This is a genomic window from Prochlorococcus sp. MIT 0916 (genome assembly GCF_047305155.1).
GTDB lineage: Bacteria > Cyanobacteriota > Cyanobacteriia > PCC-6307 > Cyanobiaceae > Prochlorococcus_B.
The window spans coordinates 790798-815930 of record NZ_CP138980.1; the positions used below are offsets into that span (position 1 = coordinate 790798).

The 25133-nt window shown below is 35.4% G+C and carries 15 protein-coding genes; 8 read left to right on the forward strand and 7 right to left on the reverse strand.

Annotated elements, in window-relative coordinates; genetic code table 11:
* Nucleotides 1-26 precede the first annotated feature (26 nt).
* Both SIB53_RS04020 and SIB53_RS04025 read right to left on the reverse strand, forming a co-directional pair.
* Nucleotides 27-1877, reverse strand: a complete 1851-nt coding sequence (locus tag SIB53_RS04020; protein ID WP_413678911.1) for a flavin reductase — start codon at nucleotides 1875-1877, stop codon at nucleotides 27-29.
* 2 nt (nucleotides 1878-1879) lie between these two features.
* Nucleotides 1880-3655: a flavin reductase gene (locus SIB53_RS04025; RefSeq protein ID WP_413678912.1), complete on the reverse strand. Its 1776-nt coding sequence runs from the start codon at nucleotides 3653-3655 to the stop codon at nucleotides 1880-1882.
* 291 nt (nucleotides 3656-3946) lie between these two features.
* Between SIB53_RS04025 and alaS the strand changes: the two genes are divergently transcribed.
* Nucleotides 3947-6607 carry an alanine--tRNA ligase gene (alaS, locus tag SIB53_RS04030; RefSeq protein ID WP_413678913.1) on the forward strand — a complete coding sequence of 887 codons (2661 nt, stop codon included), beginning with the start codon at nucleotides 3947-3949 and terminating at the stop codon, nucleotides 6605-6607.
* A 1-nt stretch (nucleotide 6608) separates the two neighbouring features.
* Here the strand turns inward: alaS and speA are convergent, their stop codons facing one another.
* On the reverse strand, nucleotides 6609-8552 hold the full coding sequence (gene speA, locus SIB53_RS04035; protein WP_413678914.1) for a biosynthetic arginine decarboxylase: 1944 nt from the start codon (nucleotides 8550-8552) through the stop codon (nucleotides 6609-6611).
* A 142-nt stretch (nucleotides 8553-8694) separates the two neighbouring features.
* On the opposite strand from speA, the gene ndk reads away from it, so the two are divergent.
* The gene (gene ndk / locus SIB53_RS04040) at nucleotides 8695-9150 is read left to right on the forward strand and encodes a nucleoside-diphosphate kinase (RefSeq protein ID WP_413678915.1); all 456 of its coding nucleotides are present in this window, start codon (nucleotides 8695-8697) and stop codon (nucleotides 9148-9150) included.
* A gap of 37 nt (nucleotides 9151-9187) precedes the next feature.
* Here ndk and thiO read toward each other — a convergent pair whose 3' ends face one another.
* Entirely contained in the window at nucleotides 9188-10291 is a 1104-nt protein-coding gene (gene thiO / locus SIB53_RS04045) for a glycine oxidase ThiO (RefSeq protein WP_413678916.1), read from the reverse strand.
* 99 nt (nucleotides 10292-10390) lie between these two features.
* Between thiO and gatB the strand changes: the two genes are divergently transcribed.
* Nucleotides 10391-11866 carry an Asp-tRNA(Asn)/Glu-tRNA(Gln) amidotransferase subunit GatB gene (gene gatB / locus SIB53_RS04050; protein WP_413678917.1) on the forward strand — a complete coding sequence of 492 codons (1476 nt, stop codon included), beginning with the start codon at nucleotides 10391-10393 and terminating at the stop codon, nucleotides 11864-11866.
* Here gatB and coaE read toward each other — a convergent pair.
* Nucleotides 11863-12507, reverse strand: coding sequence for a dephospho-CoA kinase (gene coaE / locus SIB53_RS04055; RefSeq protein ID WP_413678918.1), 645 nt, complete (start codon nucleotides 12505-12507; stop codon nucleotides 11863-11865). The two genes, gatB and coaE, sit on opposite strands and share 4 nt — an antisense overlap.
* A gap of 15 nt (nucleotides 12508-12522) precedes the next feature.
* On the opposite strand from coaE, the gene argJ reads away from it, so the two are divergent.
* Nucleotides 12523-13785, forward strand: a complete 1263-nt coding sequence (gene argJ / locus SIB53_RS04060; protein ID WP_413678919.1) for a bifunctional glutamate N-acetyltransferase/amino-acid acetyltransferase ArgJ — start codon at nucleotides 12523-12525, stop codon at nucleotides 13783-13785.
* A 273-nt stretch (nucleotides 13786-14058) separates the two neighbouring features.
* Nucleotides 14059-15720, forward strand: a complete 1662-nt coding sequence (locus tag SIB53_RS04065) for a DUF4214 domain-containing protein (protein ID WP_413678920.1) — start codon at nucleotides 14059-14061, stop codon at nucleotides 15718-15720.
* 427 nt (nucleotides 15721-16147) lie between these two features.
* On the opposite strand, the gene SIB53_RS04070 is transcribed toward SIB53_RS04065, so the two are convergent.
* Both SIB53_RS04070 and SIB53_RS04075 read right to left on the reverse strand, forming a co-directional pair.
* The gene (locus tag SIB53_RS04070) at nucleotides 16148-23890 is read right to left on the reverse strand and encodes a DUF4214 domain-containing protein (RefSeq protein WP_413678921.1); all 7743 of its coding nucleotides are present in this window, start codon (nucleotides 23888-23890) and stop codon (nucleotides 16148-16150) included.
* A gap of 93 nt (nucleotides 23891-23983) precedes the next feature.
* Entirely contained in the window at nucleotides 23984-24115 is a 132-nt protein-coding gene (locus tag SIB53_RS04075) for a hypothetical protein (RefSeq protein WP_413678922.1), read from the reverse strand.
* A 128-nt stretch (nucleotides 24116-24243) separates the two neighbouring features.
* Here SIB53_RS04075 and SIB53_RS04080 point away from each other — a divergent pair, with 128 nt between their 5' ends.
* From SIB53_RS04080 to SIB53_RS04090, 3 genes are all read left to right on the forward strand, one after another.
* A complete protein-coding gene (locus SIB53_RS04080) occupies nucleotides 24244-24684 on the forward strand; it encodes a hypothetical protein (RefSeq protein WP_413678923.1) in 441 nt (146 codons plus the stop codon).
* Between the two features lie 74 nt (nucleotides 24685-24758).
* Nucleotides 24759-24938 carry a hypothetical protein gene (locus tag SIB53_RS04085; RefSeq protein ID WP_269624008.1) on the forward strand — a complete coding sequence of 60 codons (180 nt, stop codon included), beginning with the start codon at nucleotides 24759-24761 and terminating at the stop codon, nucleotides 24936-24938.
* A gap of 7 nt (nucleotides 24939-24945) precedes the next feature.
* Entirely contained in the window at nucleotides 24946-25089 is a 144-nt protein-coding gene (locus SIB53_RS04090; protein ID WP_413678924.1) for a hypothetical protein, read from the forward strand.
* Nucleotides 25090-25133 lie beyond the last annotated feature (44 nt).

The window sequence follows — 25133 nt, forward strand, 5'->3', positions numbered from 1 at the left end:
TGGATCACGTCGTTTTTGTAATGGATCTAGTAGTTCGCTCCGGTTTTTCGATGATGAACTGCTGTTACTCCATCTTTTTTAATGACTTTTCCATGTTTAATCTCAGCATATATCAGCCAATGATCCCCGCACTCCATTCGTTGACTAACTGTACCCTCCAGCCAAGCTAAAGCTTCGTTTAATAATGGCTGATTGCTTGGACTTAATTTGATCTCAAGATCGGTAAATCTATTATCTCCAGGTTTGAATGATTGAAGAAATTGTTTCAGGAGGCTTTGGTGATTGTTTTGTTCTAAAATGTTTAAAGCAAATTTATCTCCTGTATGAAGTAAGTTTTCTACAGCTCTTTCTTTAGCGACTGCAATCGTAATACCAGGAGGAGAAAAGCTTGCTTGACTAACCCAACTTGCAACCATAGCCCCGCTAATTAGATTATCTTCATCTCCTTTTTGAGCAGTCAATATACATAATGATCCTACTACCCTTCCTAGTGCATTAATTGTTGGATCACTTTTACTTGTATTTAAACCAACATTAGCCTTTCTTTGTTGACGTGATTTTGCATTAATTAATTGCTTACCAAATTGGATACCTGTTTCTTCAAGTTTTTTAATCATTAAAGGATCAGGACTGAATTTGATTTTGATAGGTTCGAATCCAAATTTAAAGCCTCCATCTTTTAATTTTTTTTCAAGTAAATCAAGAGCTTCCCCACTCCATCCATAACTTCCAAATACTCCAGCCGGCTTTCCTCTATCTCCCTCAGCTAAAAGCGAGCCAAGTGCTGAAACAATCGGGGTGGGGGCATGTCCTCCTAATGTTGGCGATCCAATTAAATATCCATCTGCTTTACGAATTTCAGTGACTAAGCTATCTGATGCGGTGAATTCACAATTAATAATCTTAACTTTGACTCCTGTTTTATTAATTCCTCTAGCAATGGCATCTGCAATAGCAGCAGTATTTCCATATGCACTAGCAAATAATAGAGCAACTCTTAAGTTGCTGTATTTTTGGCTCTCTCCCCAGCTTTGGTAGTTGTTTAATAAACTCCTCCAACTACCGCTGATCGCAGGTCCATGTCCAGGTACTATTGTATCAATCTCAAAGTCTTCAAATTTCTCGATAATACTATTCACTTGCGTAGACATTGGTGCCATTAGACAATCGAAGTAATGTCTTCTCTCTTCTTCCGTGCAACTACTGTTTAATTCAGCCCATTTTTCTTCATAAACATGCGCACCAAACAATTTATCACTCATCAATAAACCAGTTTGCTTTTCAAAAACAATTAGTCCACCAGGCCAGCGAGCTGTTGGCGCAGGAATGAATGTAATCTCAAAATTACTGTCGATTGACAGAGTTTCTAATTGTTTAATGATTTGTATATTTGGAAGAACTTCAACTTTCTCCAATGCTTCTTTAGGAGTTGTATTTTGGGAGGGTTTTCGTAAATTCCAAATCTCCTTGAATAATTTTGCACCTGGATTAGAACAAATAACCGTTAAATTTTTATATTTTACATTCATTCTTTTCACAAAAGCTACTTTATTGGGATTGATATGACCCATGACTAATTTTATTGCAGCCGAATCACTGCTAATTAATGTCTCAAACTCTTCTAAAAATTCTTTTTCAAATGTTAAACCAGGAGGATGAATTAAAATATAATCATGTGATTTAGAATGTTCATCTTGAGAAGACTTAAATAAAAAAGAATTAGTGCAACTACCTTTTTCAAGAGAATATTCAACTTCAAATCTTGTTCTTTTTGGGTTTAGGCTTCTTAAGCAAATGAAGTTCTCCTCAATGGGAATCTGAATGGTTTTTTTTATGAAAGTATTTAAATTTGATGAAGAAATATTCTCTACTATCATTGTTAATAATTACTACCAACTCTTCTGTGATGAACTGCTGTTTTACTTTGAGTATTAGATAAATTACCTTTCTCAACTGATGAATAAATGATCCAATGATCTGTTGTCTCCATTCTTTGAATAACTTTACATGAAAGGAACGCTAACGCATCAGATAGAACTGGTCCCCCAGCTGCAAGATCATTCATTAATTCAACTCCTTCAAATCGATTAGCACCTGGTGGAAAACGTTTTAAAAAGTGTCTGAAGAGGTGCAAATAGTTATTTTCTTGAAGGATATTGAGAACAAAACGATCATTGACTTGTAATAATGATTCAATGGCTCTATCTTTAGCTACCGCTACGGTTATTCCAGGGGGTTCAAAACTTGCTTGACTAACCCAACTTGCAACCATCGCGCCATCTCGACTGTCCGCACCATCACTGTCTTTTGCTGTAACAATGTAGAGTCCACCGCTTAAGCAACCCAGTGCTTTATTTAAGTCTCCATCAAGGCTTTTAGTCGCAGCTAAATTTTTCTTTCTAGTAAGAATTTGACCTAAATCTGTACCAGCTTCTTCAAATTGTTGATAAACACTTTTGTTTGGTTCGTCACGAACTCGAAGTGGTTTAAAAGCTTCTTTTTGTCCAAGCTTTCTTAATTGGTTGGTAATAAAGTCAATAGGCTCTTCATTTCCGCCATAGGAGTCATAAGTCGCTACCCACTGCTTTTGTTTTAATGATGCAAGCAGTGTTCCAATATTGCTTTGTAATTCTGAGTCAGATTTGATAGGCCAAGTTGGTACAACAACTGCACTTGCTTCATTAATTAAAGCACTTAACTCTTGCGTGTCAGAAGCAATAAGATCAACTAATTGGACTTGAGCATTTGCCTTGCCAATGCCATGAGCAATTGCTTGACTAAGCCGATCACAAAAACCATATTGGCTGAGATAGCAAACCACTGCGTAATTTTCGCCTGTACTTCTTTGCTTACTCCACTCTCTATAATTATTCAGCCATAACTGAGTATTGAAATTTAGGATTGGTCCATGTCCAACACCAATAGTTTTGATAATTGGCAATGCATCAATTTTTTTTAATGCCTGTACTACGCTGCGGGCATTAGGACCCATGAGGCAGTCGTAATAAAATCGAAAATCTTCATTTAATAAGCTTGGATTTTCGTCATACAGTTTTTCTGAGCAATAATGCAAACCAAACGCATCACATGTATATAAAACTTGTGTACCTTGATCAAAAGAAAAAATTGTATCTGGCCAGTGTAGATTTGGTGCACTAATAAATTCAATTTTATGCTCTATTCCGCTGATTGAATTTATTTCTAAATTGAGTTCCTCTCCACTTTTGACTGCTCTTGACCTAAAAGGTTGATGAATTTGATTTTCTAGGAATTTTATAGCTACTTTAGATGCGACGATTTCAATCTTTGGGTTTAATTCAATTAAGTATTTAATGAGACCTGAATGATCTGGCTCTGTGTGACTGACTATTAAATAATCAATTTCTGTTGGATTGATTTCTTGTCTTAGTTTTTCAAACCAAATATCTTTAAACTTTAAATGGCTGGTATCTAAAAGTGCAGTTTTTTTGCCTCTTATTAAAAAGCTATTGTAAGTAGTTCCATTTCGAAGGCCAAATTCAATATCAAACCTGCTTCTGTCCCAATCCAATGACCGTAAAGTGTGACTATCTGCAGCAATTTTTTCATATTGCAGTGAAAGCTTAGGAGTATCACTTTTCTGATTTTCTAAAGCTGTCGATTCAGTAAAGATCATGTTCCTAAAGCCATTGATTAGAGGAAGCCTGAAGATTGCAATAAATCAGGTTGCTAAGTGGAAATACCTAGTTCATTTTTAACATAATAGGATATTGCGGTTTGTAAGTGTGATACTGCTTCCCGTAAATAGTATTTTTTGCAATAAGCAAGCTTCTCGAATGATTTTTTTTGAATATTTTGTCTTTCGAAGTCTCACGGGTTTCCATTTTGTTATTGTTTAGAGTGAGTTGAGCACATTTCATGTATTGGTGATTGTTTTCAAAAACCTTTTTAGAGATAATTTTTAGGTATGCAAAAAAATTCTTCCTCCTCAATGAATCCGCCATTCCTTTCAGGAGATGAGATAAGAGAAGCATTTATAAATTTTTTTATCCAACATAATCATAGAAAACTTGCAAGTTCTTCTTTGATTCCAGATGATCCAACAGTATTATTGACAATTGCTGGGATGTTACCTTTTAAGCCTATCTTCTTAGGATTAAAAGAGTCTTCTACTCCGAGAGCAACATCCAGTCAAAAATGTATAAGAACAAATGATATCGAAAATGTAGGGAGAACTGCGAGACATCATACTTTTTTTGAGATGCTAGGTAATTTTTCTTTTGGTGACTATTTTAAAAAAGAGGCAATTCAATGGGCATGGGAATTAACCACTGAGGTTTTTCAACTAAATCCACAGAATATAGTCATTAGCGTTTTTGAAGAAGACTCAGAAGCAGAGAAAATATGGAAAGAGGTTGTAGGGGTTGATGCAAAAAGAATCATCAGAATGGGTGCTTCTGATAATTTTTGGTCATCTGGTGCTACAGGACCTTGTGGTCCATGCTCGGAACTTTATTTTGATTTTAAACCGGAATTAGGAAGTGATGGAATAGATCTTGAAGACGATAGTCGATTTATAGAATTTTATAATTTGGTTTTTATGCAATACAACCGGGACTTAGAGGGTAATCTTGAACCATTGGCGAATTGTCATATTGATACAGGAATGGGCTTAGAAAGAATGGCTCAAATCTTGCAAAAAAAATCTAACAATTACGAAACGGATCTTATTTTTCCTCTCATTGAGGAAGCGGCTTTATTAGCTCAAATTACTTATGAAACTACAAATGAAAAAAATACAACATCATTAAAAATTATTGGAGATCATTGCAGAGCTGTCACTCATTTAATTTGTGATGGTGTAAGTGCTAGTAATCTAGGGAGAGGCTATATTCTTCGTCGTCTCATACGGCGTATGATTCGACATGGTCGACTGGTAGGTATTAATCAGCCGTTTTTACCACAGCTAGCTGAAGTTGCCATTGAGTTGATGAAAAATGCTTATCCTCAATTACTTGAGAAAAAGAAAATTATTCTTAATGAGTTAAAAATAGAAGAATCTCGTTTCCTTGAAACGCTTGAACGGGGAGAGAAACTTTTGGCAGAGATAACAGCTCATGAATGTAATCTTATCTCTGGTGCGCAGGCATTTGAGCTTTATGATACATATGGTTTTCCTTTGGAATTAACAGAAGAGATCGCGAATGAAAAAGGTATTTCTGTTGATATTAATGGTTTTGAGAGGGAGATGGCAAAGCAACGCAAACGTGCAAAAGATGCTTCTGTCAGCATTGATTTAACTGAAGAAGGTTCAATTGAAAGAGAAATTTCTTTATTTGCTGAAACAAGATTTGAGGGCTATGAAAAATTAGAAACCACTTCAACTGTGATAGGCATCTTTAAAAATAATGAATTAGTAAAACAAGCTGTTCAGGGTGATTTAGTCAAGATTATTGTTAATAGAACACCTTTTTATGCTGAGTCTGGTGGCCAAATCGGAGATAAAGGCTTAATAACGTCTCAAGATCTTGAGGTGTCTATAGACAATGTTCGCAAAAAGAAGAATATTTTTATTCATTCCGGAATTGTTAACACTGGAGTTCTAAAAGTTAACTCACCTGTTCAGATGAATGTTACTCCATCTTTTCGTCAACGAACTACATCAAATCACACCGCTACACATCTATTGCAATCAGCTTTAAAGTTATCGATTGACTCAAGTGTGAGTCAAAGAGGTTCGTTAGTTTCAAATGATCGATTGAGATTTGATTTTAATGCTCCAAAGCCTTTGACAATAAAAGAACTTGAAGATATGGAAGTACGAATAAATCAATGGATTACTGAAGATCATCCAATTCAAATTAAAACAATGCCAATTAAGGAGGCTATGGTTGCTGGTGCTTTAGCAATGTTTGGTGAGAAGTATGGTGATGTGGTACGTGTTGTGGATGTTCCAGGTGTTTCTATGGAGTTATGTGGAGGAACTCATGTAACTCGCACGTCACAACTAGGTACGTTTAAGATTATTAATGAAGCAGGTATTGCTTCAGGGATCAGACGAATAGAGGCCATAGCTGGTCCATCAGTTTTAGATTATTTTAATGAACGTGATTTGGTAGTTAAGGAGTTAACTAAATCATTCAAAGTTCAATCATATGAAATTGTTGAGAGAGTCTCATCTCTTCAACAGGAATTGAAAGATAAAACAAAAGAACTTATCAAAGTAAAAAATGAACTCGCTTTGGCAAAGGCATTGGGTTTGGCGAGTTACGCAAAATCTGTTGGTCATAGTAAATTATTAATTAGACGTTTAGATGGTGTTGACGGATCTGGATTGCAATCTGCGGCTTCAAGTTTAATAGATCATTTAGGCAAGTATTCTGCTGTTGTTTTTGGAGGCATTCCAAATCAGGAGATCGATAATAAATTAGTGTTTGTTGCTGCATTTTCTCCTGATTTAGTCTCAGATGGTTTACATGCAGGCAAATTTATAAGTGGGGTTGCAAAAATGTGTGGCGGCGGTGGCGGCGGTCGTCCAAATCTAGCCCAAGCTGGTGGTAGTCAACCTCAATCGTTGGATATAGCTTTAGAAAAAGCTAATGAAGATCTGACTCAACAATTGTCTTAATTTAGCTCTGTAGGTAAGTGCTTTGGCGGAGGCTGGCTTCTACATGTTCTATTAGTTTTTGCGCATCATGGATTTTTAGATGCCCGCCTTGAATAGCTAATTCGCTTGATTTTCGTAATCGCTCTAATAATATTTCTGGATCATGTTCCAAATATTCAAGAACATTTGATTTTGTATTCCCACGAATGACATGCTCAACTTTATATTTCCCTTTTTCTGAAAATCTTATATGGACTGCATTAGTACTCCCAAATAAATTATGTAAATTTCCCATTACTTCTTGATAGGCGCCACCTAAGAAAAGACCAATTAGATATTTCTCGTCTTGATTAAATTCATGAAGTGGTAGCAAATTTTTAATTTTTCCATTATCAATAAATTGGTCAAGCTTTCCATCTGAATCGCATGTTAAATCTGCAAAGTGACCAAGCTTGTTCGGTTCTTTGTTAAGCCGATGGATTGGCATAATTGGAAACACTTGATCAATGGCCCAAGTGTCTGGAGCCGATCTAAATACGGAAAGATTTGCGTAATACGTTACGGCTAAGCTTTCACTTAATTTCTTTAGTTCTTTAGGTAGAAGTATATTTTTTGGTAACTGATTAACTATTGTTTTTGCACAGGCCCATGTCAACTGCTCAGCTTTTGCACGTTCAACTAAATCTATATAACCGAGTCGAAAAGCTGCTAGTGCATCTGCTTTGAATTTAAGAGAATCATTCCATGCTTCTTGGAGTTTGGCTAAATCTTCTTCTTGCTTAAGTTCTAGAGAATGTAGATGGACTAATGTTTCACGTAGATTTCTGACAGAGAGACATTCTTTTTTATCTTCTTTAGGAATGTCAGAAGGCAACGAATTTTTGCCTAAAATATTGAAGATTAAGATTGAAAAGTGACTAGCAATAGCTCTTCCACTCTCTGTAATTAAAGTGGGTAGTGGTATCTTTTTTGATTCACAACATTCTTTAATTGTTGCTACTACATCATTTGCATAATTTTGCAGTGAATAGTTAGTAGATGCTATTGAGGCAGTTTGACTTCCATCGTAATCAATTCCTAGACCACCTCCAACATCTAAGTATCCCATGGGTGCCCCAAGATTAATTAATTCGGCATAAATTTGTCCAGCTTCTTGTAAGGCATCTTTTAAAACACCTATATCGTTAATTTGACTCCCTAGATGAAAATGTAAAAGCTTTAACTCGTTGAGAAGATTTGCCTCTTTTAACCTTTTGATTGCTTTCAATATTTCTGGAATTGAAAGTCCAAATTTCGACTTGTCACCAATCGAGCTACTCCATCTTCCACTGCTTTGACTTGATAGTTTGGCTCGTATTCCTATGAGTGGAGATGCTCCCAGTAAATTACTAGATTTGATTATAAGATCAACATCACTTGCTTGTTCTATAACTACTACAGGTTGACGTCCAAGCTGACGTGCTAAAATAGCTGTTTCAATATAACGTTGATCTTTATAGCCATTACATATGAGTAAAGCTTTAGGATCTTCTAGGATTGATAAAGCAATTAGTAACTCTGGTTTGCTTCCAGCTTCTAACCCAAAATTCCATTTGGAACCACAGGTGATTAATTCTTCAACTACGTGACGCTGTTGATTACATTTGATTGGAAATACACCTTGGTATTTTCCTTGATATTGATAGTGGTTAATTGCTTTTTCAAAAGCTTTATGTAAGTTTTTTAAGCAGTCTTCTAGAATATCGTCAAATCTTATTAACAGAGGAAATTTTAGTTTTCGACTTTCGAGTTCATCTAAGAGTTCCATCAAATCATGAGATTTATTTTTGGAACCGTTAAGACAAATACTAATGTTCCCTTTTTCATTGATTGTGAAATAACCCTTTCCCCATCGATCAATCCCATAGAGGTCTGAGCTATTTTGGATAGTCCAAGAGAGAGATTGATTAGTATTGTTCACAGTCATTTATGCGATAACAAAGTTGTCAAGTTTTGATCATTCACGATTAATACAATTAAATCTAAGAACAGTTTTATTAAGTGTCATGTTTTACTTGCCAAGAGGGTAGTTTTAGGAAGACTATGGCTTCATATTATTCAATATCGCAATGACTTTGGAAAGAACCTTTGTTGCTATCAAGCCAGATGGTGTGCAAAGAGGTTTAATCGCTGAGATTCTTGGTCGTTTTGAAACGAAAGGATTCAAATTAGTTGGTTTAAAGCAACTAACCCCAAGCAAAGAACTTGCCAAAAAACACTACGGTGTTCACCAAGATCGTCCTTTCTTTTCAGGTTTAGTTGATTTCATAACAAGTGGGCCTGTTGTAGCGATGGTTTGGGAGGGTGAAGGTGTTATTGCAAGTGCAAGAAAATTGATTGGAGCAACAAAGCCTCTTGAGGCTGAACCGGGTACTATTAGAGGTGATTTAGCTGTGAATATTGGTCGTAATGTCATTCATGGTTCTGATGGTTCTGATACAGCAGCTTTTGAAATCGATCTATGGTTCCAGGAAAATGAACTTGTTGATTGGACACCATCAGATCAATCATGGAGAGTTGAATAAATTATTGTTGAACTCCACAATCTTTTTTGAGTAGTTTTTAAAATCTGTCCCATCTGAACTGGGATAAAAAACTACTTTCCTCATTACTTAAAGTGGTCGAGCAAATTGATTTTCCAATTAATTCTGCAGTTATCGCCGCCAATAGAACTCCATTGCGATGATGCCCTGTAGCAAGCCAGAGCCCATTAATTGATGACATTCCAAGTAAAGGTCCTTCGTCGGGTGTGCATGGACGAAAACCCCACCATCTCTCCATATGAGGTAGTTGATTAAGTTCAGGAATAAGAGATTGAATTCCTTTTTGTAGCTCGCTTTGTCCTTTTGGAGTAAGTCCTTTCTGGAAGCCTGCCTCACGCTCACTAGTTGCCCCTACGATTATCAGACCGTCATCTCTTGGAACTAAGTAAATGCCAGGGCCAAAAATTATTCTTTTTAGAATCTGTTTAGGTCCCTGAATAGATAACATCTGGCCTTTAACAGGAAAAATAGGGAGTGTTTTGAAAATTTGTTTGCTCCAGGCTCCACAGCAGAGAACTGCCTCTTCGCTTTTTAAATGATTGATATTTCCATTAATATCTTTAATTTTGACTCCATGAAATTTATTTGAATCTTGCATTATTTCAATCACTTCAACTCCTTCTTGAAAGTGAACACCTAATTCAACACAAGCTTTTTCAAGTGCTCTCATTAATAGTCTTCGATTGTCGATTTGACCGTCTTGCCTAAAAAGTAAACCTAATTTCCATTTCTCTGACAGTCCTGGAACTTCTTGAAGGAGCTCATTCCTGTTTAGCTTTTCACCAAATTTATATGTTGGGTAGGACTCACAGTCTTTGAGTCTTTCAAATGGAACAACTATCCCACAAGTTTTGAGACCACATGACATTTTGCTTTTGGTTTCAATGCTTTCTATCCAACTCGGGTGGCGTTGAAGACTACTTTGACCAAGCTTTAGAAGATCACCTTGAAGTCCTTCAGCGTGGGGGGCTAGCATTCCTGCAGCAACAAAACCTGCTGCTTCACTTCTGCTTCTACTTAAAATTTCTACGCGTTTCCCTTTTTGAGCAAGTTCATGGGCGATTGCAAGACCCATTAATCCTCCTCCGAGGATTAACAATGGTTTTTCATTTAAGACACCCATTGCTTGGATTTGGAAAATGTTATTTTCAATGTTTTAGATTACGTTAGCTTCCATGACTGAGCTTTTCTTTCATAAGATTCATATATCTAGGTCAAATTAATGTCAGAATCAAATGTTTCTTGGGAAGTTGTAATCGGATTAGAGACCCATGTTCAGTTGGGGACTAAGAGCAAAATATTTACTAGCGCATCAACCAACTTTGGTGACGATCCAAATACTCATATCGATCCAGTGGTATGTGGATTACCAGGTACTTTGCCAGTTCTAAATAAAAAGGTTTTGGAATATGCAGTTAAAGCAGCGATGGCTTTAAATCTAAATATTGCCTCTCATAGTAAATTTGATAGAAAGCAATATTTTTATCCAGACTTACCAAAAAATTATCAAATATCTCAATTTGATGAACCTATTGCAGAAGATGGTTGGATAGAGGTAGAAGTAGCCGAAAAAGGAAAAGAAACTTATATCAAAAAAATAGGTATTGAAAGACTACATATGGAGGAGGATGCTGGAAAACTTGTTCACGCAGGTAGTGATCAATTGTCAGGCTCAACCCATTCTTTGGTTGATTACAACAGAGCAGGGGTAGCACTTGCTGAAATAGTTAGTAAACCTGATTTAAGAACAGGTAGAGAGGCTGCGGAGTACGCAGCTGAAATTAGAAGAATAATGCGTTATTTGGGAGTGTCTGACGGGAATATGCAGGAGGGATCTTTGCGATGTGATGTGAATATTTCAGTTAGACCAACTGTTAATGATCCATTTGGTACAAAAGTAGAAATAAAAAATATGAATTCATTTTCAGCTATTCAGAAAGCTTGTGAATATGAAATTAAGCGGCAAATTAAAGCTTATGAATCTGGAGAAGAAGTAAAACAAGAAACGAGGTTATGGGATGAAGCTAAACAACTTACTAAAAGTATGAGATCAAAAGAAGGTAGTAGCGATTATCGTTATTTTCCTGATCCTGATTTAGGTCCGATTGAAGTAAGTCATGATTTAAAAGAAAAATGGCGCTCAGAATTACCAGAATTGCCAGCCGCAAAAAGAAATAGATACGCATCAGAACTTGGCCTTTCTATTTATGATGCACGAGTTTTAACTGACGAATCTTCTATGGCTAAATATTTTGAAAAAGTTGTTCATGAAGGTGGAGCAGCAAAATCTTCAGCAAATTGGATAACTGGAGATATAGCAGCATTTATTAAATCTAATAGATTATCATTTGATCAATTATCTTTTAAGCCAAAAGAATTAGCAGAAATGTTGAAAATGATTGATTTAGGAGAAATAAGTGGAAAAATTGCTAAAGAAATATTGCCTGAACTTTTAAGTAAAGGTGGTTCTCCAAAGCAATTAGTCAAAGAACGCGGATTAGGTATGATTGGTGATCCTAAAATTATTGAGGAAATTATTGATAACTTGATCCTTAATCATCCTAATGAGGTTGAATCTTTTAGAGCAGGGAAGACGAAATTGTTAGGTTTTTTTGTGGGTCAATTAATGAAGGAAACAAAAGGGAAAGCGGATCCAAAACTCGCTAATCAATTATTAAATAAAAAGTTACTAGGCTAGAAATTATATAATTTTTTTAACTGCATTTTCCACGTTTCATCATTATTGGCATTAGTAATAATATGTTCTGAAAATTGTTTTTTTAAAGCGTTGTCCCATTGTGCATCAATTCTTTGATTAGCTTCTTCAAGACTTAACTTATCTCTTGACTGGAGTCGTTGTAATTGAATGTTTCTAGGGCAATCTATGTAACAAATTTCACTACATAAATCTGTATAATTTTTTTCAAATAGGAGCGGAATAATCAGAATTATCACTGCATTTGATTTCAATTTTTCTAATTCTTCTTCAATTCTTTTGTTTACGAATGGATGTATTTTTCCTTCTAGCCATTTTTTTTCAATATCATTTTGAAAAACTATTTTGGCTAATGCTTTGCGATTAATAATTTGATCATTTTTACTTGAGTTTTGAATTATTTTACTTCCATATCTCATTAAGACTTCTTTGGCTATTTGACTTTTAGCTCTTAATGCTTCATGAGCATATAAGTCAGCGTCTAAAATAGGCCATTGCTTGGCTTTAAATAGAAAATCTCCAATAATTGTTTTTCCACTGGCAATACCTCCAGTGATACCTATTCTTCTTTGCTTGCCTTTCCATCTAAGACAAAGTTTGTTTGTTTGTTTTTGGTCAATCATTAATATTGATAGTAAGTGAAAAATGCTCTTCTGAATTTGAGTCTTTTGACATCTTCTGTATGGTCTCCAATATCTGGTGGTATTACTACCCCTGATGGTTTTTTAGCAGCTGGCATTTCCGCAGGATTGAAGCCTTCTGGGAAGAAAGATCTTGCTTTGCTATACGCACCTGATGGTGCTTGTTGCAGTGGGACATTTACACAATCAGTTACTCGTGCTTATTGCGTGGATCTATGTGTTGATCGAATCAAGGCATCTGAGGGAAAAATACGTGCTGTAATTATTAACTCTGGGCAAGCAAATGCTTGTACAGGTAGTCGAGGTAAAATTGATAGTGAAATCATTACACATGAGCTTGCTCAACGCTTGGGATTATCTGATGAAGAAGTTTTGATATGTTCTACTGGTGTGATTGGTGAGCCAATACCTGTTGAAAAAGTAAATGGCCACCTGGATTATCTTATAGAGAGTTTAGATAAGGAGGCAAATCTGGATGCGGCTAATGCAATTCTTACAACAGATCTTCAGGTAAAGGAAATTGCATATCAAGCAGTTTTAGGTGATAGACAAATATCTATTGGAGGAATGGCTAAGGGTTCAGGAATGATTCATCCTTCAATGGCAACAATGTTGAGTTATATTACGTGCGATGTAGGTATAGATCATGTTTTATGGTCGGATATGATTAAGCGAGTTGCAGAGTCATCTTTTAATGCAATTACTGTTGATGGAGATACGAGTACAAATGATACTTTTTTAGCTTTTTCTTCTGGACCTAAATTAGATCCAAGATATTTATCAATCCTTGAAGAGGGACTGCATTTAACTGCTCAACAATTGGCTAAAGCAATTGCAAGAGATGGAGAAGGGGCTAATTGTTTGCTTGAGATAAAGGTTGAGGGTGCTCCGAGTGATTTAGATGCTCATGCTATAGCTCGTACAATTGCTTCATCCTCTTTGGTTAAAACTGCAGTTCATGGTTCCGACCCTAATTGGGGAAGAATTATTGCTGCACTTGGTCGCGCAGGCACATCTTTTAATTTCAATGATGTCAAATTATGGATTGGACCTTATGAAATATTTTCTAATGGAACACCTCAAGATTTCGATAGACAAATAGTAAGCAACTTTATGAAAGCAAGATTAACAGGAAAATATTTGATCGATGATCTCATTAGTATAAGATTAAAGATAGGGATAGGAAAAGGTTCTGCTACTGCTTGGGGTTGTGATTTGTCCGATCAATATGTTCGTATTAATGCCGACTACACCACATAGGTAGTGTGATCCCATTGTAACCTAGTTATTGCAACTGATCTGATAGTCTATTGATTCACTATTTTAGCATATGTGACTATTATGTGATTCTTATACAAGACGCAATTCTCTTTCTGTTGATATAACTTAGCGTATTCGAAAGTGCTATAGATACTTGGCTATTTAAATTACTAATGGATGTGTGTGAGCATAATTTGCAATTGTGTAAACATTTTATTTTTATAGACAAGTTAGATCATCTAGTACAATTATATTCATCTTGTATAGAAGATAGTGTCCGATATAAATTTTCTTTTGCATTCTTCAACAAAAGATCAAAGAAATTATGCGAAAGAAATAGCAAATGATGGAATAATTACATACTCTTTATCTGATACTCATAGTGATATTCATGCTAATTGGTTTAAGAGAATATTTGATCATATTAATAATTTAACTGGTATAAAATTTGAGAAGAAAGATACCAATGCAGAGATTAATTATAGTATGACTATATCTCCAATAAAATTAAATACATTAGATGATCATCCTGGATCAATTAAGAAGATAAATAAGTCTAACTTTAGCTATATTATTAATCATAAGGAAATTCAATATGGAGGTGTTAGTTCTCAACTTGAGATATCCCGAACAATTCTTAAATCTTTTGGATTATCAAATCCAGAAGGAGATAATCGCTTTGATTATACAATTAATTCTACTATTTTATCTTATTTAATTCATGATCAAATTCAGGCAGGTCGGCATATTTCTTTATCTCGAAATGATCAATTAGCATTGCAATTTATACTAGGTGCAAATAATGCACAACTAGAAACTGAAAAATATCATAATACAAAATTAAATGAGGATTTATTAATAGGAGAAAACGGAAGAAAGGATTATTTTATTCTAAATAGAAAAGGAATGTATACAGGAGAAGATGCAAAATATACATTGGATGAACTAGGAGTTCTTAATAATGATTATTTGAATGCATCAGTTGCTAATTTTAACTATGAAGAGGGAGATAAAATATTAATTTCAAGTAAATTATTTAGTCCTTTTGGTGGAGGTTATCCAACTATTGATGAAAAAAATCAAACTAGCGAATGGATTAAAGACGAAGGGAAAAAGATTCAAATTAGTTTGTTTCAGAGTCCAGTCGGATTTATGACAGATGCTGAGATTGCAACAGAGTGGGAAAATGCAAAGTCTGCCTCGCAGAATTTATATTTTAATAATGCTGGTAAATTAATGTTTAATGTGAATGGAACTGTTTCGGGTATGGGTCCTTTAAGTAGACCATATTCAGGTTATGGTAATGATCATTTAGGTGCATTTATAGATATTGTAGATATACATTATAAACAACTTCCCTTAGATGCTTTTGAGATAGTTGATTACGATTGGAAATCTATATCAAATAGTTATGACAATAAATTTTATAAATTAGGAGATAATCGCTTTGGATTTGGACTATCGAAAGATGTTGTAGATGAAATTACTGGATTAGAATCTATTAAATTTAATGATAAGAGTTTGCATGTAACTGATGATATAAAAGCTACTTTTGACTTAGTAACTGGAAAGGATAATGTCACTGGGAGAATGTTTCGCCTGTATAACGCAGCGTTTGCAAGATTTCCTGATGCTTCTGGTTTGGAGTATTGGATTGGTAAAAATGCATCTGGAGAAAATAGTAATCGAGTTGTTGCTCAGTCATTTTTAGGATCTGCAGAATTCACTGAAAAATATGGTAGTGATGTAAGTGATGAGACATATGTGAATAACCTCTATAAAAATGTTTTAGGAAGAGATGCTGATGCAGAGGGACTCAACTATTGGGTAGGTAATCTCAGCAGTGGAATTGAAACCCGATATGAAGCTCTTCTAGGGTTTGCAGAATCAGCAGAAAACAAGGCACTGTTTAGTGAAATGACTGGATTTGTTTAATTTATAGATGTTAGGGGGTGTACTCAAATACACCCCCTCTTTAAGAATTTTTAGAAGTTTTAGAAAAGGGAGTGTGATTATTTTGTGAGTGAGTGTGATTATTATGTGATTATTTTTTTCCTTCTAATCCCTGTAGTAGACATATGTAGTGAATCAGAAAAGGGGATGTAGTGAATAAATGCCGACTATACGACCTAAAATGTGATGTTAGAGACACAAGTTATATCAATCGATTTGGAGGGCGTTTAATACGCACCTTTGAAAGTGTGACCTAAGTGTGATGTAGATTTTAAAAAGTGTGATGTTACTTTTTTAAACTTCTAGAGGTGAACCGTGGTTCATGTCTAGGTTATCTAAATATATTTTCCTATAGCTACTTGTTACTCTTGTATAAAGTAAATCTTCAGCTATTTTAATATTTTTAAGATTAACCAAAACCAGTCATCTCTGTAAAGAGAGCTTTGTTCTCTGCTGATTCTGCAAATCCAAGTAGGACTTCATAACGGGTCTCAGCACCACTACTTAGTTGTCCTAACCAATAATTGAGACCACCGCTGTCTGCATCTCTTCCAAGAACATTTTGGTACATCGTATTGACATAGGTTGAATCAGAGACGTTATCTCCATAACGTTCTTTGAACTCTGCAGAGGCTAAGAAAGAGGAAGCAACAGCTCTTTCATCATCTTTGCCAGAACTAAAATTATCAATCCAATAACTTAGTCCATCTGGATCAGGTAGTCGCTTGAAAGAAGCGTTATACAATCTGAACATTTTGCCTGAATCTGTATCGAGCCCAGTCACTTGATCAAATGTTCCTTTAACATCAACTATTGCGCTGATCGTTTTATCAGAGAATATCAATTTTGGTAATCCTGTGATGTCGTCATATCCAGCATCAGTTTTGATTTGATAGGTCCCATTCCCTTTGTCGTAGAACTTGTAGTCACTAAATATGTCTGGATACTCTTTAGAGAGATCAACCTTTGATTCCATAACGGTTTGATCTGCGAATTGAATGAATTCAACATTTTCAAGAATATCGATATTATCTATTTCATACTTAGTATCCTCAATATTTAGCTTTTTTTCAGATCGGGAAATCTTATATTGACTGAATTTTTCAGAATAAATGGCTGTATCAGAGCCTTCTCCACCATTAATAATATCTGCTCCTAAACCTCCAGTAAGTAAATCGTCGCCTAACTCTCCAAAGATTTGATCATTATCAGATTCGCCGTTAAGAGTGTCATTACCTGTACCACCGTAGATAATATCATTTCCAGCGCCTGATCTAATGGTGTCGTTATGTTCCCCTGGAGCTTTATTCTCTATTAAATTATCTTGAGTAAGGTCTAGATCTGTCCAATTGTTCAATTTGTCTTTTACATCTACGGGTGAAATAAAATTCGTAAAGTCATATTCTTTATTTTTGAAGTGATTATCATAAAAGATTAATTTATTTAATGTACCTTTGATTTCTGAAATTTCTTGAGGATTATTAGCTTCAAAAGTTCCATCTAATTCAACAATATAGTTTTTATCAGTATTGTTTTCTATAAATCTAATAATATTTCCATTAGCCCAAATAATTGTACCTGCGAATTTGATAGTTGAGAGACTAGAAGTAATATTAATTGGTTTATTTGAGTGATTGTAATAAGCTAATCCATTAAAATTTTTTACTTCCTTGGAATGAAAGAATTTTATCTCACTATTGTTTTGATTCTCTTCTGATATATTGGTTATATCATTGTCTTTATATAATATTTTGTATGAATTATTAGGTAAATAATATGAATCTGCCATTTGGTAGTTAACTTGATAACCTATATCCTCTAATGCTCCAATAGTTATTTTACTTGTTGGATTCCTGCCTTGGTTTATATAGCCAGTCATTATTTCGTTTCCAAATACATTTTCATCCCAATGACCACCTGCTGTTCCCTCTCCACCGCCACGTTCTATAGGAATATAACTTTGGTTATATCCTTTTAATTCACTATATTTAGCCACAGCTTTTGGACCAATGTAATTATATCCATTACTTAATTTTAAATGAGGCCAAACACAACCTAACCCCAACACATGAAGCATTTCATGTTTAACAGTATCTAAAAATAACCCTCTTTTTATAAGCTCGTCACTATCAGCGGTATCAAAGACCATAATACCTGCAATAGGTTGAAAACTTGGATCTCTTATAAAAGTTGGTCCAGCATAAGCTAAGGTTCCATTAATCCCATCTATATTTTTAAGAGAAGCATCTATTACTAAATCATCAACAAGTCCATATCCTGGAAGAATTTCATCTGATACATCTGAAGTAATTACCTTACTCCAGAAACTTGATGCTTGATCGAAATATGTTTTATATTTTGATGGACCTTGATAATTGATTTTAATATTATAATTTGATGTTGGCTTCGAAATAGGAGTCTCATTTGTAATAGTTAGTTTGTATGTTCCTTTTGAAGATCTATTCCCACGTGCAGAAATAAAATGTTTGCCAGTGTTTGTTGCTTTATATAATAAATGCGAGTTATAACCCGTACCTCCATCATTATTTGTTGTACCAATTATTTGTAATCCATAAGAATTATAAATACCATTAAGATATGGATCATTTAATGTTCCATTAGAGGTTGAACTTCCTTCTAGCTTTATTGCATATTGATTACCTGAGATTAAATTAACAGCGAACCAATCCTCATCTCCTGAACTTTCTATATTGCCATTTGTTGAACTATTAATATTAAGTTTCCCAGAGGTATAAACATTATTTGTGAAATCATCTTTTATAGTTGCTGGTCCTTTATCTTTGATAGAGAGCTTGTATGTACCTAAGTCATTCTCATAAGCACCTGCCGAAATAAAGTATTGGCCGCTACTAACAGCTTTAAACGATAATCTTGCGTTAGAGCCTACTCCTCCATCATCATTTGATGTACCCCATATATAAGAACCACTTGAGTTATATAGACCTCTGAGATAAGGGTCAATCAACGTTCCTGAGTAGGTATCACTTCCCTCTAGATCGATTTGATAAATATGATCAGCTTGTAAATTTATTGAAAACCAATCTTTATCTCTTTCTGTCTCTATTTCTCCAGTTGCAATTGAATCTATCAGTAGTTTTCCAGTGGTGCTAATCGTATCTAAATAGTCATCCTTGGGTGCTGGAGTCTTAGAACTATCAATAACAGTAATAACAGACGTTTGTGCAACTGAATTTTTTGTCGATTGGTCGTTATAGATTTTGACTACATATTGTTCATTCCCTTCCGTAGTCTGATCCTCTACGAAACTCTGTATAAAAGATAATTTTCCTGTGGAGTCAATTGTACCTGAACTATTTACGCTATCCTCATTTTTAAAATCATCCTTTGTTAGATTATTACTAAATGATCGCCAATATAGCTTTTTACCTTCTTCTAGACTTGTTGTTTCAATATTAAAGGTTATGCTTTCCCCTTCACTGACAGTTGTAGTTGTAGGCGTTATTTGATATGTTGGAGATACCGATGTGTCTTTAATTAATATTGACTTGGTTTCGGCTACAAGATTATTTATATTTAAATAAGAATTACTATAGAGACTAATTTTGAATGATTCGTTTCCTTCTGTATTTCGGTCATTATTAAGAGTATGAATTAATAAAATTTCACCATCTTCATCAACGATTCCCTCCCCTTTAAGACTACCTGTACTGAAATCTGAAGAGTAAATATTGTTGCCGCTTAATTTCCAAAAAAGCTTGGTTCCTGCTAAAACATTTTCCGTCTTAATCCTTGTTGTGATTGACTCTCCTTCATCAAGAGTACTTTTGTCGACGTCTATTGAATAAATTGGTTCAGAGAGTGATGTATCTTTAATGACTACTGAATCATTTTTGTTTAAAAGTACTGAATATGTTCCATCCGAGTAAATTGATAGTGTAACTTTCTCATCACCTTCGGTTGTCTGATCTTCTACAGGGGTTTTATTAATTACAAAGTATCCGTCATCAGTAAGTACTCCATATCCTTTAAGAGGATTGCCCCATTCACGACTTGAGCCTTTTGGTGTGATGTAATATGGATTGTGTTCTTTTTTTGTAAAATCATTTTCATCAATATCTCCAGTGAGTTCCCAATAAAGGGAACTTCCTATATCGAAATCTGTAGTTTGCACTGAATAAGTGATTAAACCACCTTCCTCTACTGCTGATGAGGAAGGTGTTATTTTGTACTCAAATTTAGAGGTATCAGAAACATTAATCGTTTGACTCTTTCCAACTTGTCTCGTTCGATTTGAATCAGAAAAAACTTTGACTTCAATAGTCTCATTACCCTCAGTTGTTTGATCATTAGATAGCGTATGAGAGAAAGATAATTGACCATCACTATCAACAATCCCTGTACCTGCGAGAGCTCCAGAGGAAAAGTCTGAGGCACTGATTCCAGAACCAGAAAGAGACCAAAAGAGTTTTGTTCCTAATGAAACGTTGTTGGTATTGACTGTTGTTGAAAAACTCTTTCCTTCATTAATACTGGAAGTGGATGTTGAGATTTTGTAGCTAGCTTTTCCAGTTTCTTCCCAGGCACTTAAGGTGTATTTTCCCGTTTTTTTACTTTGATAATCTGAACCTATGAGACTTACTTCTACAAAAGCTAGACCAGAATTTTGTGCTTGATAATTTAATTTCCCATTCACATGAGAAGTATCATCAATTATCATACTGTTTAATACTGTCTCTCCGCTGCTACTTAAAAGACGTAAAAAATATGGTTTTTCGAGTACATGATTATTAGTGCCATCACCTTGAATATTGAATGTATATTTCTTCCCTTCTATTAAATTGATACTAAACCAATCTTTATCACTACCTTTTTCCGTGACCCCAGAAACTGAATTTCCTATAGTTAGAGACCCTTGTGTATTTATGTCATTCGAGTAATCATCTCTAGCAATTCCATCTTTAATTACAACTCTCTGCGTATTACCTACTTGATTTGTATGTTTTGGATCAGAAAAGATTTTTATTTGTATAGATTCATCATTCTCAATGAGGAGATCATTGGCAACTGTGTGTGTAAAGCTCAGGAGTCCATCGCTACTAACTTTTCCTTGGCCATTTAGAGTCCCATAGGAAAAGTCGGAAGATTCAATACCAGTACCTGATAAAGACCAATAGAGAGGAGTATTTTCTTCAATATTTTCTGTTTCAATGAACGTAGTAAAGCTATCTGCCTCATGTATAGTTGATGGTTTAGAAGATATAGAATAACTTTTAGCTCCAATGGAAGTGTCTAAGATTTGTATGAATTGCAGACTTCCCAGCCAGCTTCTCTTCCAGCCAAAATATTTAAATACCCTCAAAAGAATATTTTCGGTTCCTTCAGTTTTTTGATCGTTGGCAAGAGTATATGTAAAACTCAGTTTCCCATCGGCCCCAATGACTCCGCTATTTACGTTGGTTGGGGAGGAATGAGGATGATCACCATAAGAAAAATCAGAACTATCAGTGTCGACATTTTGATTTCCACCTCTTCCATCTTCGAATTCCCAGTAAACCTTGCTACCTACTCCTATCCCACCATTTTGTTCGGATGTGGAGTCGATTGTTACTGTAAACGAATCTCCTTCATTCACTCCAACCCAATAGTCGGGTTGAAGACTCAAATTCGAGGTGCTCGTTGTTGTTATTAGTGCTTTAGGTTTTGAAGTGTCTTTGATTGTGATATTTGCAGTCTCCCCAACTTGAGTCGTCCTTGCCGCATCAGAAAAGACTTTTAGTTGAATTGTCTCATTTCCTTCTGTTGTTAGATCACTTGCAAGCGTATGAGAGAAAGAAAGTTTTCCATCGCTATCAACTTGACCACTTCCAGTTAAATTGCCTGAGGAAAAGTCTGAAGAGGTTATTCCAGAACCATAAAGAGACCAATAGAGATTTGTTTTATCAGCAACGTTGATTGTTGAAATAGTGGTAGTAAATGAATCACCTTCATTAATGCTGGAAGATGAAGTTGAGATAGAATAAGAAGCTTCTTTACTTTTTGACGTATCTTGAATCGTGACTGATTCACTTGCAATTTGTTGAGTGCGATTGGAGTCAGAAAAGACTTTTAGTTGAATTGTCTCATTTCCTTCTGTTGTTAGATCACTTGCAAGCGTATGAGAGAAAGAAAGTTTTCCATCGCTATCAACTTGACCACTTCCAGTTAAATTGCCTGAGGAAAAGTCTGAAGAGGTTATTCCAGAACCATAAAGAGACCAATAGAGATTTGTTTTATCAGCAACGTTGATTGTTGAAATAGTGGTAGTAAATGAATCACCTTCATTAATGCTGGAAGATGAAGTTGAGATAGAATAAGAAGCTTCTTTACTTTTTGACGTATCTTGAATCGTGACTGATTCACTTGCAATTTGTTGAGTGCGATTGGAGTCAGAAAAGACTTTTAGTTGAATTGTCTCATTTCCTTCTGTTGTTAGATCACTTGCAAGCGTATGAGAGAAAGAAAGTTTTCCATCGCTATCAACTTGACCACTTCCAGTTAAATTGCCTGAGGAAAAGTCTGAAGAGGTTATTCCAGAACCATAAAGAGACCAATAGAGATTTGTTTTATCAGCAACGTTGATTGTTGAAATAGTGGTAGTAAATGAATCACCTTCATTAATGCTGGAAGATGAAGTTGAGATAGAATAAGAAGCTTCTTTACTTTTTGACGTATCTTGAATCGTGACTGATTCACTTGCAATTTGTTGAGTGCGATTGGAGTCAGAAAAGACTTTTAGTTGAATTGTCTCATTTCCTTCTGTTGTTAGATCACTTGCAAGCGTATGAGAGAAAGAAAGTTTTCCATCGCTATCAACTTGACCACTTCCAGTTAAATTGCCTGAGGAAAAGTCTGAAGAGGTTATTCCAGAACCATAAAGAGACCAATAGAGATTTGTTTTATCAGCAACGTTGATTGTTGAAATAGTGGTAGTAAATGAATCACCTTCATTAATGCTGGAAGATGAAGTTGAGATAGAATAAGAAGCTTCTTTACTTTTTGACGTATCTTGAATCGTGACTGATTCACTTGCAATTTGTTGAGTGCGATTGGAGTCAGAAAATAATTTAATTTCAAGTATCTCGTCTCCTTCTGTCTTTTCATCAGGTGCGATCCAATACCGTCGGCTCATTCCGGCATAACCATCGTTGCCGGCAGTAAAAGAACCAGATAAGCCTGGAAAGAAGAAACCGTCATTTGAAAGGAAGTCGGAAGAATTTATTCCATCACCAGAGACAGACCAATAAAGTGTCGTACCAGGTGTTAATCCACTACTAGTAATTTTTGGCTCAAGGGGATTACCGCTTTCATCGATTGAGGTTTTACCTGGACTTATAACATGAGTACTTCCTGTTAAAGGATTAGAGGTATCTTTAATGGTGACAGTAACAGTTTCACCCACTTGAATTGTCCGATCCTCATCGGAAAAGACTTTGATTAAAAGTGTTTCATCTCCTTCTCTAGTTTTATCGTTTTTAAGAGCATGACTGAACTCAAGTTTTCCGTCATGATCGGTATAACCACTACCGGTTAAAATTCCAGAGGTTCCAGAGCGAAAGTCAGCCTCATTAATACCAGCACCTGATACAGACCAATAAAGTAAGCTTCTACCAACAGAGGAGAAATTTGTTGTAATGACTGTTGTTGATAAGGTGTCATCCTCATTGATCGTGCTAGAAATTACTCCATCACCCGTGGCAGAAGGAAAGATGGAATATGTAGGGTCTTCATTAGTGGGTGAAGCTCCTGTTGCAGAAACAGTAGCTTTCGGTAATGCGTAAGGATCAGTCCCATTAAAAATACTATTAACGCCTTGACCTCCGACTGATCTATCTACGTCTATAACTACGTCTGTAAGATTTATATGATTAGGTGAATAGATAATTAAGGAATTTGGATCAGTATTATCTACTTGACTCGTAAAACCATCATTATTAATGATGGCAGCAAATGCACTAGCATAACCAGAGAGCCAATTCACCCAGGGCCAACTCTTCCAGGTCGTTTGTAAGTTACTAATTCTCCAAGACTGGTTACCAATAGTGATTTTTATTGGTTGAGCTATCCCCGTAACCTCACTTTTTCCACTTAGGTAGGTGGAATCCTCACTGAACGTAATCTTTATGCTCTTCAACCTTTTCCCTAGTCATACTAGATAATATAGATCTAACGATTAGTTAAATTCTCACTCCATTTACAAAAAAAATTATATTGGACGATTCTTAACCTAACTTGATCCAATCCATCTAAGACTTTCCTCTGCTGGCTTGATCTTTCGACCTTTTCCAAGAATCTCAGTTGACTCATCAGCTTTGCAATGGAAGTAATGCTCTTGGATAATGTTTGGGTGTATTGGCATACTGTTTTTGTCTAGTTGGTCAAGTGGAATTAGGATTTAAAAAAATGGAAGCACTAGAAGGGTAATGGGAACAGCAAGCAATAGAAAACCGTGTGTAATCGTTGGTTGGGATATATGGAAGAACCTCAATGTATAAAACTAAAAAAGAAATTGAGAAATGGATTAAGGCATTCAATCCCGAACAAGTTGAGCGGATGAGAGCAGATAATTACTTGGATCACATAGACGAAGAAGATCTACATGGAAGTGAAAGATTTAGAGATGGTGGAAATTGGTCAGTAGAACTTGTTGCTCCACAAGCACTACTTGATTTGCTACCCGAATGGGAAAGTAAAAATTGGTGGGAAGTAGGTGTTGTTATGGATGAAGATGGTGAAGGAATTTTTGAGTCAGAGCATGAAGCATTAGATGAATATGGAGTGCAAAGTATTGATGAAATCAACGCACATTTCGCAAGGAGATTTTATGACGTCTCATTAGACGAAGAGGAATATTGGGTGTCGTTAGAAAAAGAGTTTGAAGGTAAAACTGGTCTTCCTTTTGAGCAAATTAGAGTTAACTATGGTTAGGCAGCATCCTCATTGATTTGATGCTCTATTGCTTGAGAAAGGTGAATGGGTTTTCATAGACATGTCCATTAAAGATGAACTCTTCATTCCCAACTGGGAGGAGGTCAACAATGAAAGTGGAAGTTTCTTGTTTCGTTGGAGGGATGGTCATCAAAGAAATAGTTCATGTAGACAAATTTGAGGATGCTGATAAGGTCGCAAAATCAAGAAATCCCTTTTGCAGAGTGGTTAATAGAAAGGTATTGATGAAATAACAAAGATATGAGTAAGCGAAAAGAGAATTTCAATGTGACACAGGGCATGACCTTGTTACTTCTTAAAAAACTTTCATTACCTGCAAACTTTGTTTTTCAACTAATTCTCTTTATTACTGATCCTGAAAACAATATTGGGTATGAGGATTAATAGGCACAAAAAAACCGCCCGTTCTGAACAAGGCGGTTTCTTTG

What these genes read in the sequence shown, in the direction of transcription:
- SIB53_RS04020 (WP_413678911.1), bottom strand. Translation starts at nt 1,877, where the DNA reads ATGATAGTAGAGAATATTTCTTCATCAAATTTAAATACTTTCATAAAA.
- SIB53_RS04025 (WP_413678912.1), bottom strand. Translation starts at nt 3,655, where the DNA reads ATGATCTTTACTGAATCGACAGCTTTAGAAAATCAGAAAAGTGATACT.
- alaS (WP_413678913.1), top strand. Translation starts at nt 3,947, where the DNA reads ATGCAAAAAAATTCTTCCTCCTCAATGAATCCGCCATTCCTTTCAGGA.
- speA (WP_413678914.1), bottom strand. Translation starts at nt 8,552, where the DNA reads ATGACTGTGAACAATACTAATCAATCTCTCTCTTGGACTATCCAAAAT.
- ndk (WP_413678915.1), top strand. Translation starts at nt 8,695, where the DNA reads ATGACTTTGGAAAGAACCTTTGTTGCTATCAAGCCAGATGGTGTGCAA.
- thiO (WP_413678916.1), bottom strand. Translation starts at nt 10,291, where the DNA reads ATGGGTGTCTTAAATGAAAAACCATTGTTAATCCTCGGAGGAGGATTA.
- gatB (WP_413678917.1), top strand. Translation starts at nt 10,391, where the DNA reads ATGTCAGAATCAAATGTTTCTTGGGAAGTTGTAATCGGATTAGAGACC.
- coaE (WP_413678918.1), bottom strand. Translation starts at nt 12,507, where the DNA reads ATGATTGACCAAAAACAAACAAACAAACTTTGTCTTAGATGGAAAGGC.
- SIB53_RS04075 (WP_413678922.1), bottom strand. Translation starts at nt 24,115, where the DNA reads ATGCCAATACACCCAAACATTATCCAAGAGCATTACTTCCATTGCAAA.
- SIB53_RS04080 (WP_413678923.1), top strand. Translation starts at nt 24,244, where the DNA reads ATGTATAAAACTAAAAAAGAAATTGAGAAATGGATTAAGGCATTCAAT.
- SIB53_RS04085 (WP_269624008.1), top strand. Translation starts at nt 24,759, where the DNA reads ATGAACTCTTCATTCCCAACTGGGAGGAGGTCAACAATGAAAGTGGAA.
- SIB53_RS04090 (WP_413678924.1), top strand. Translation starts at nt 24,946, where the DNA reads ATGAGTAAGCGAAAAGAGAATTTCAATGTGACACAGGGCATGACCTTG.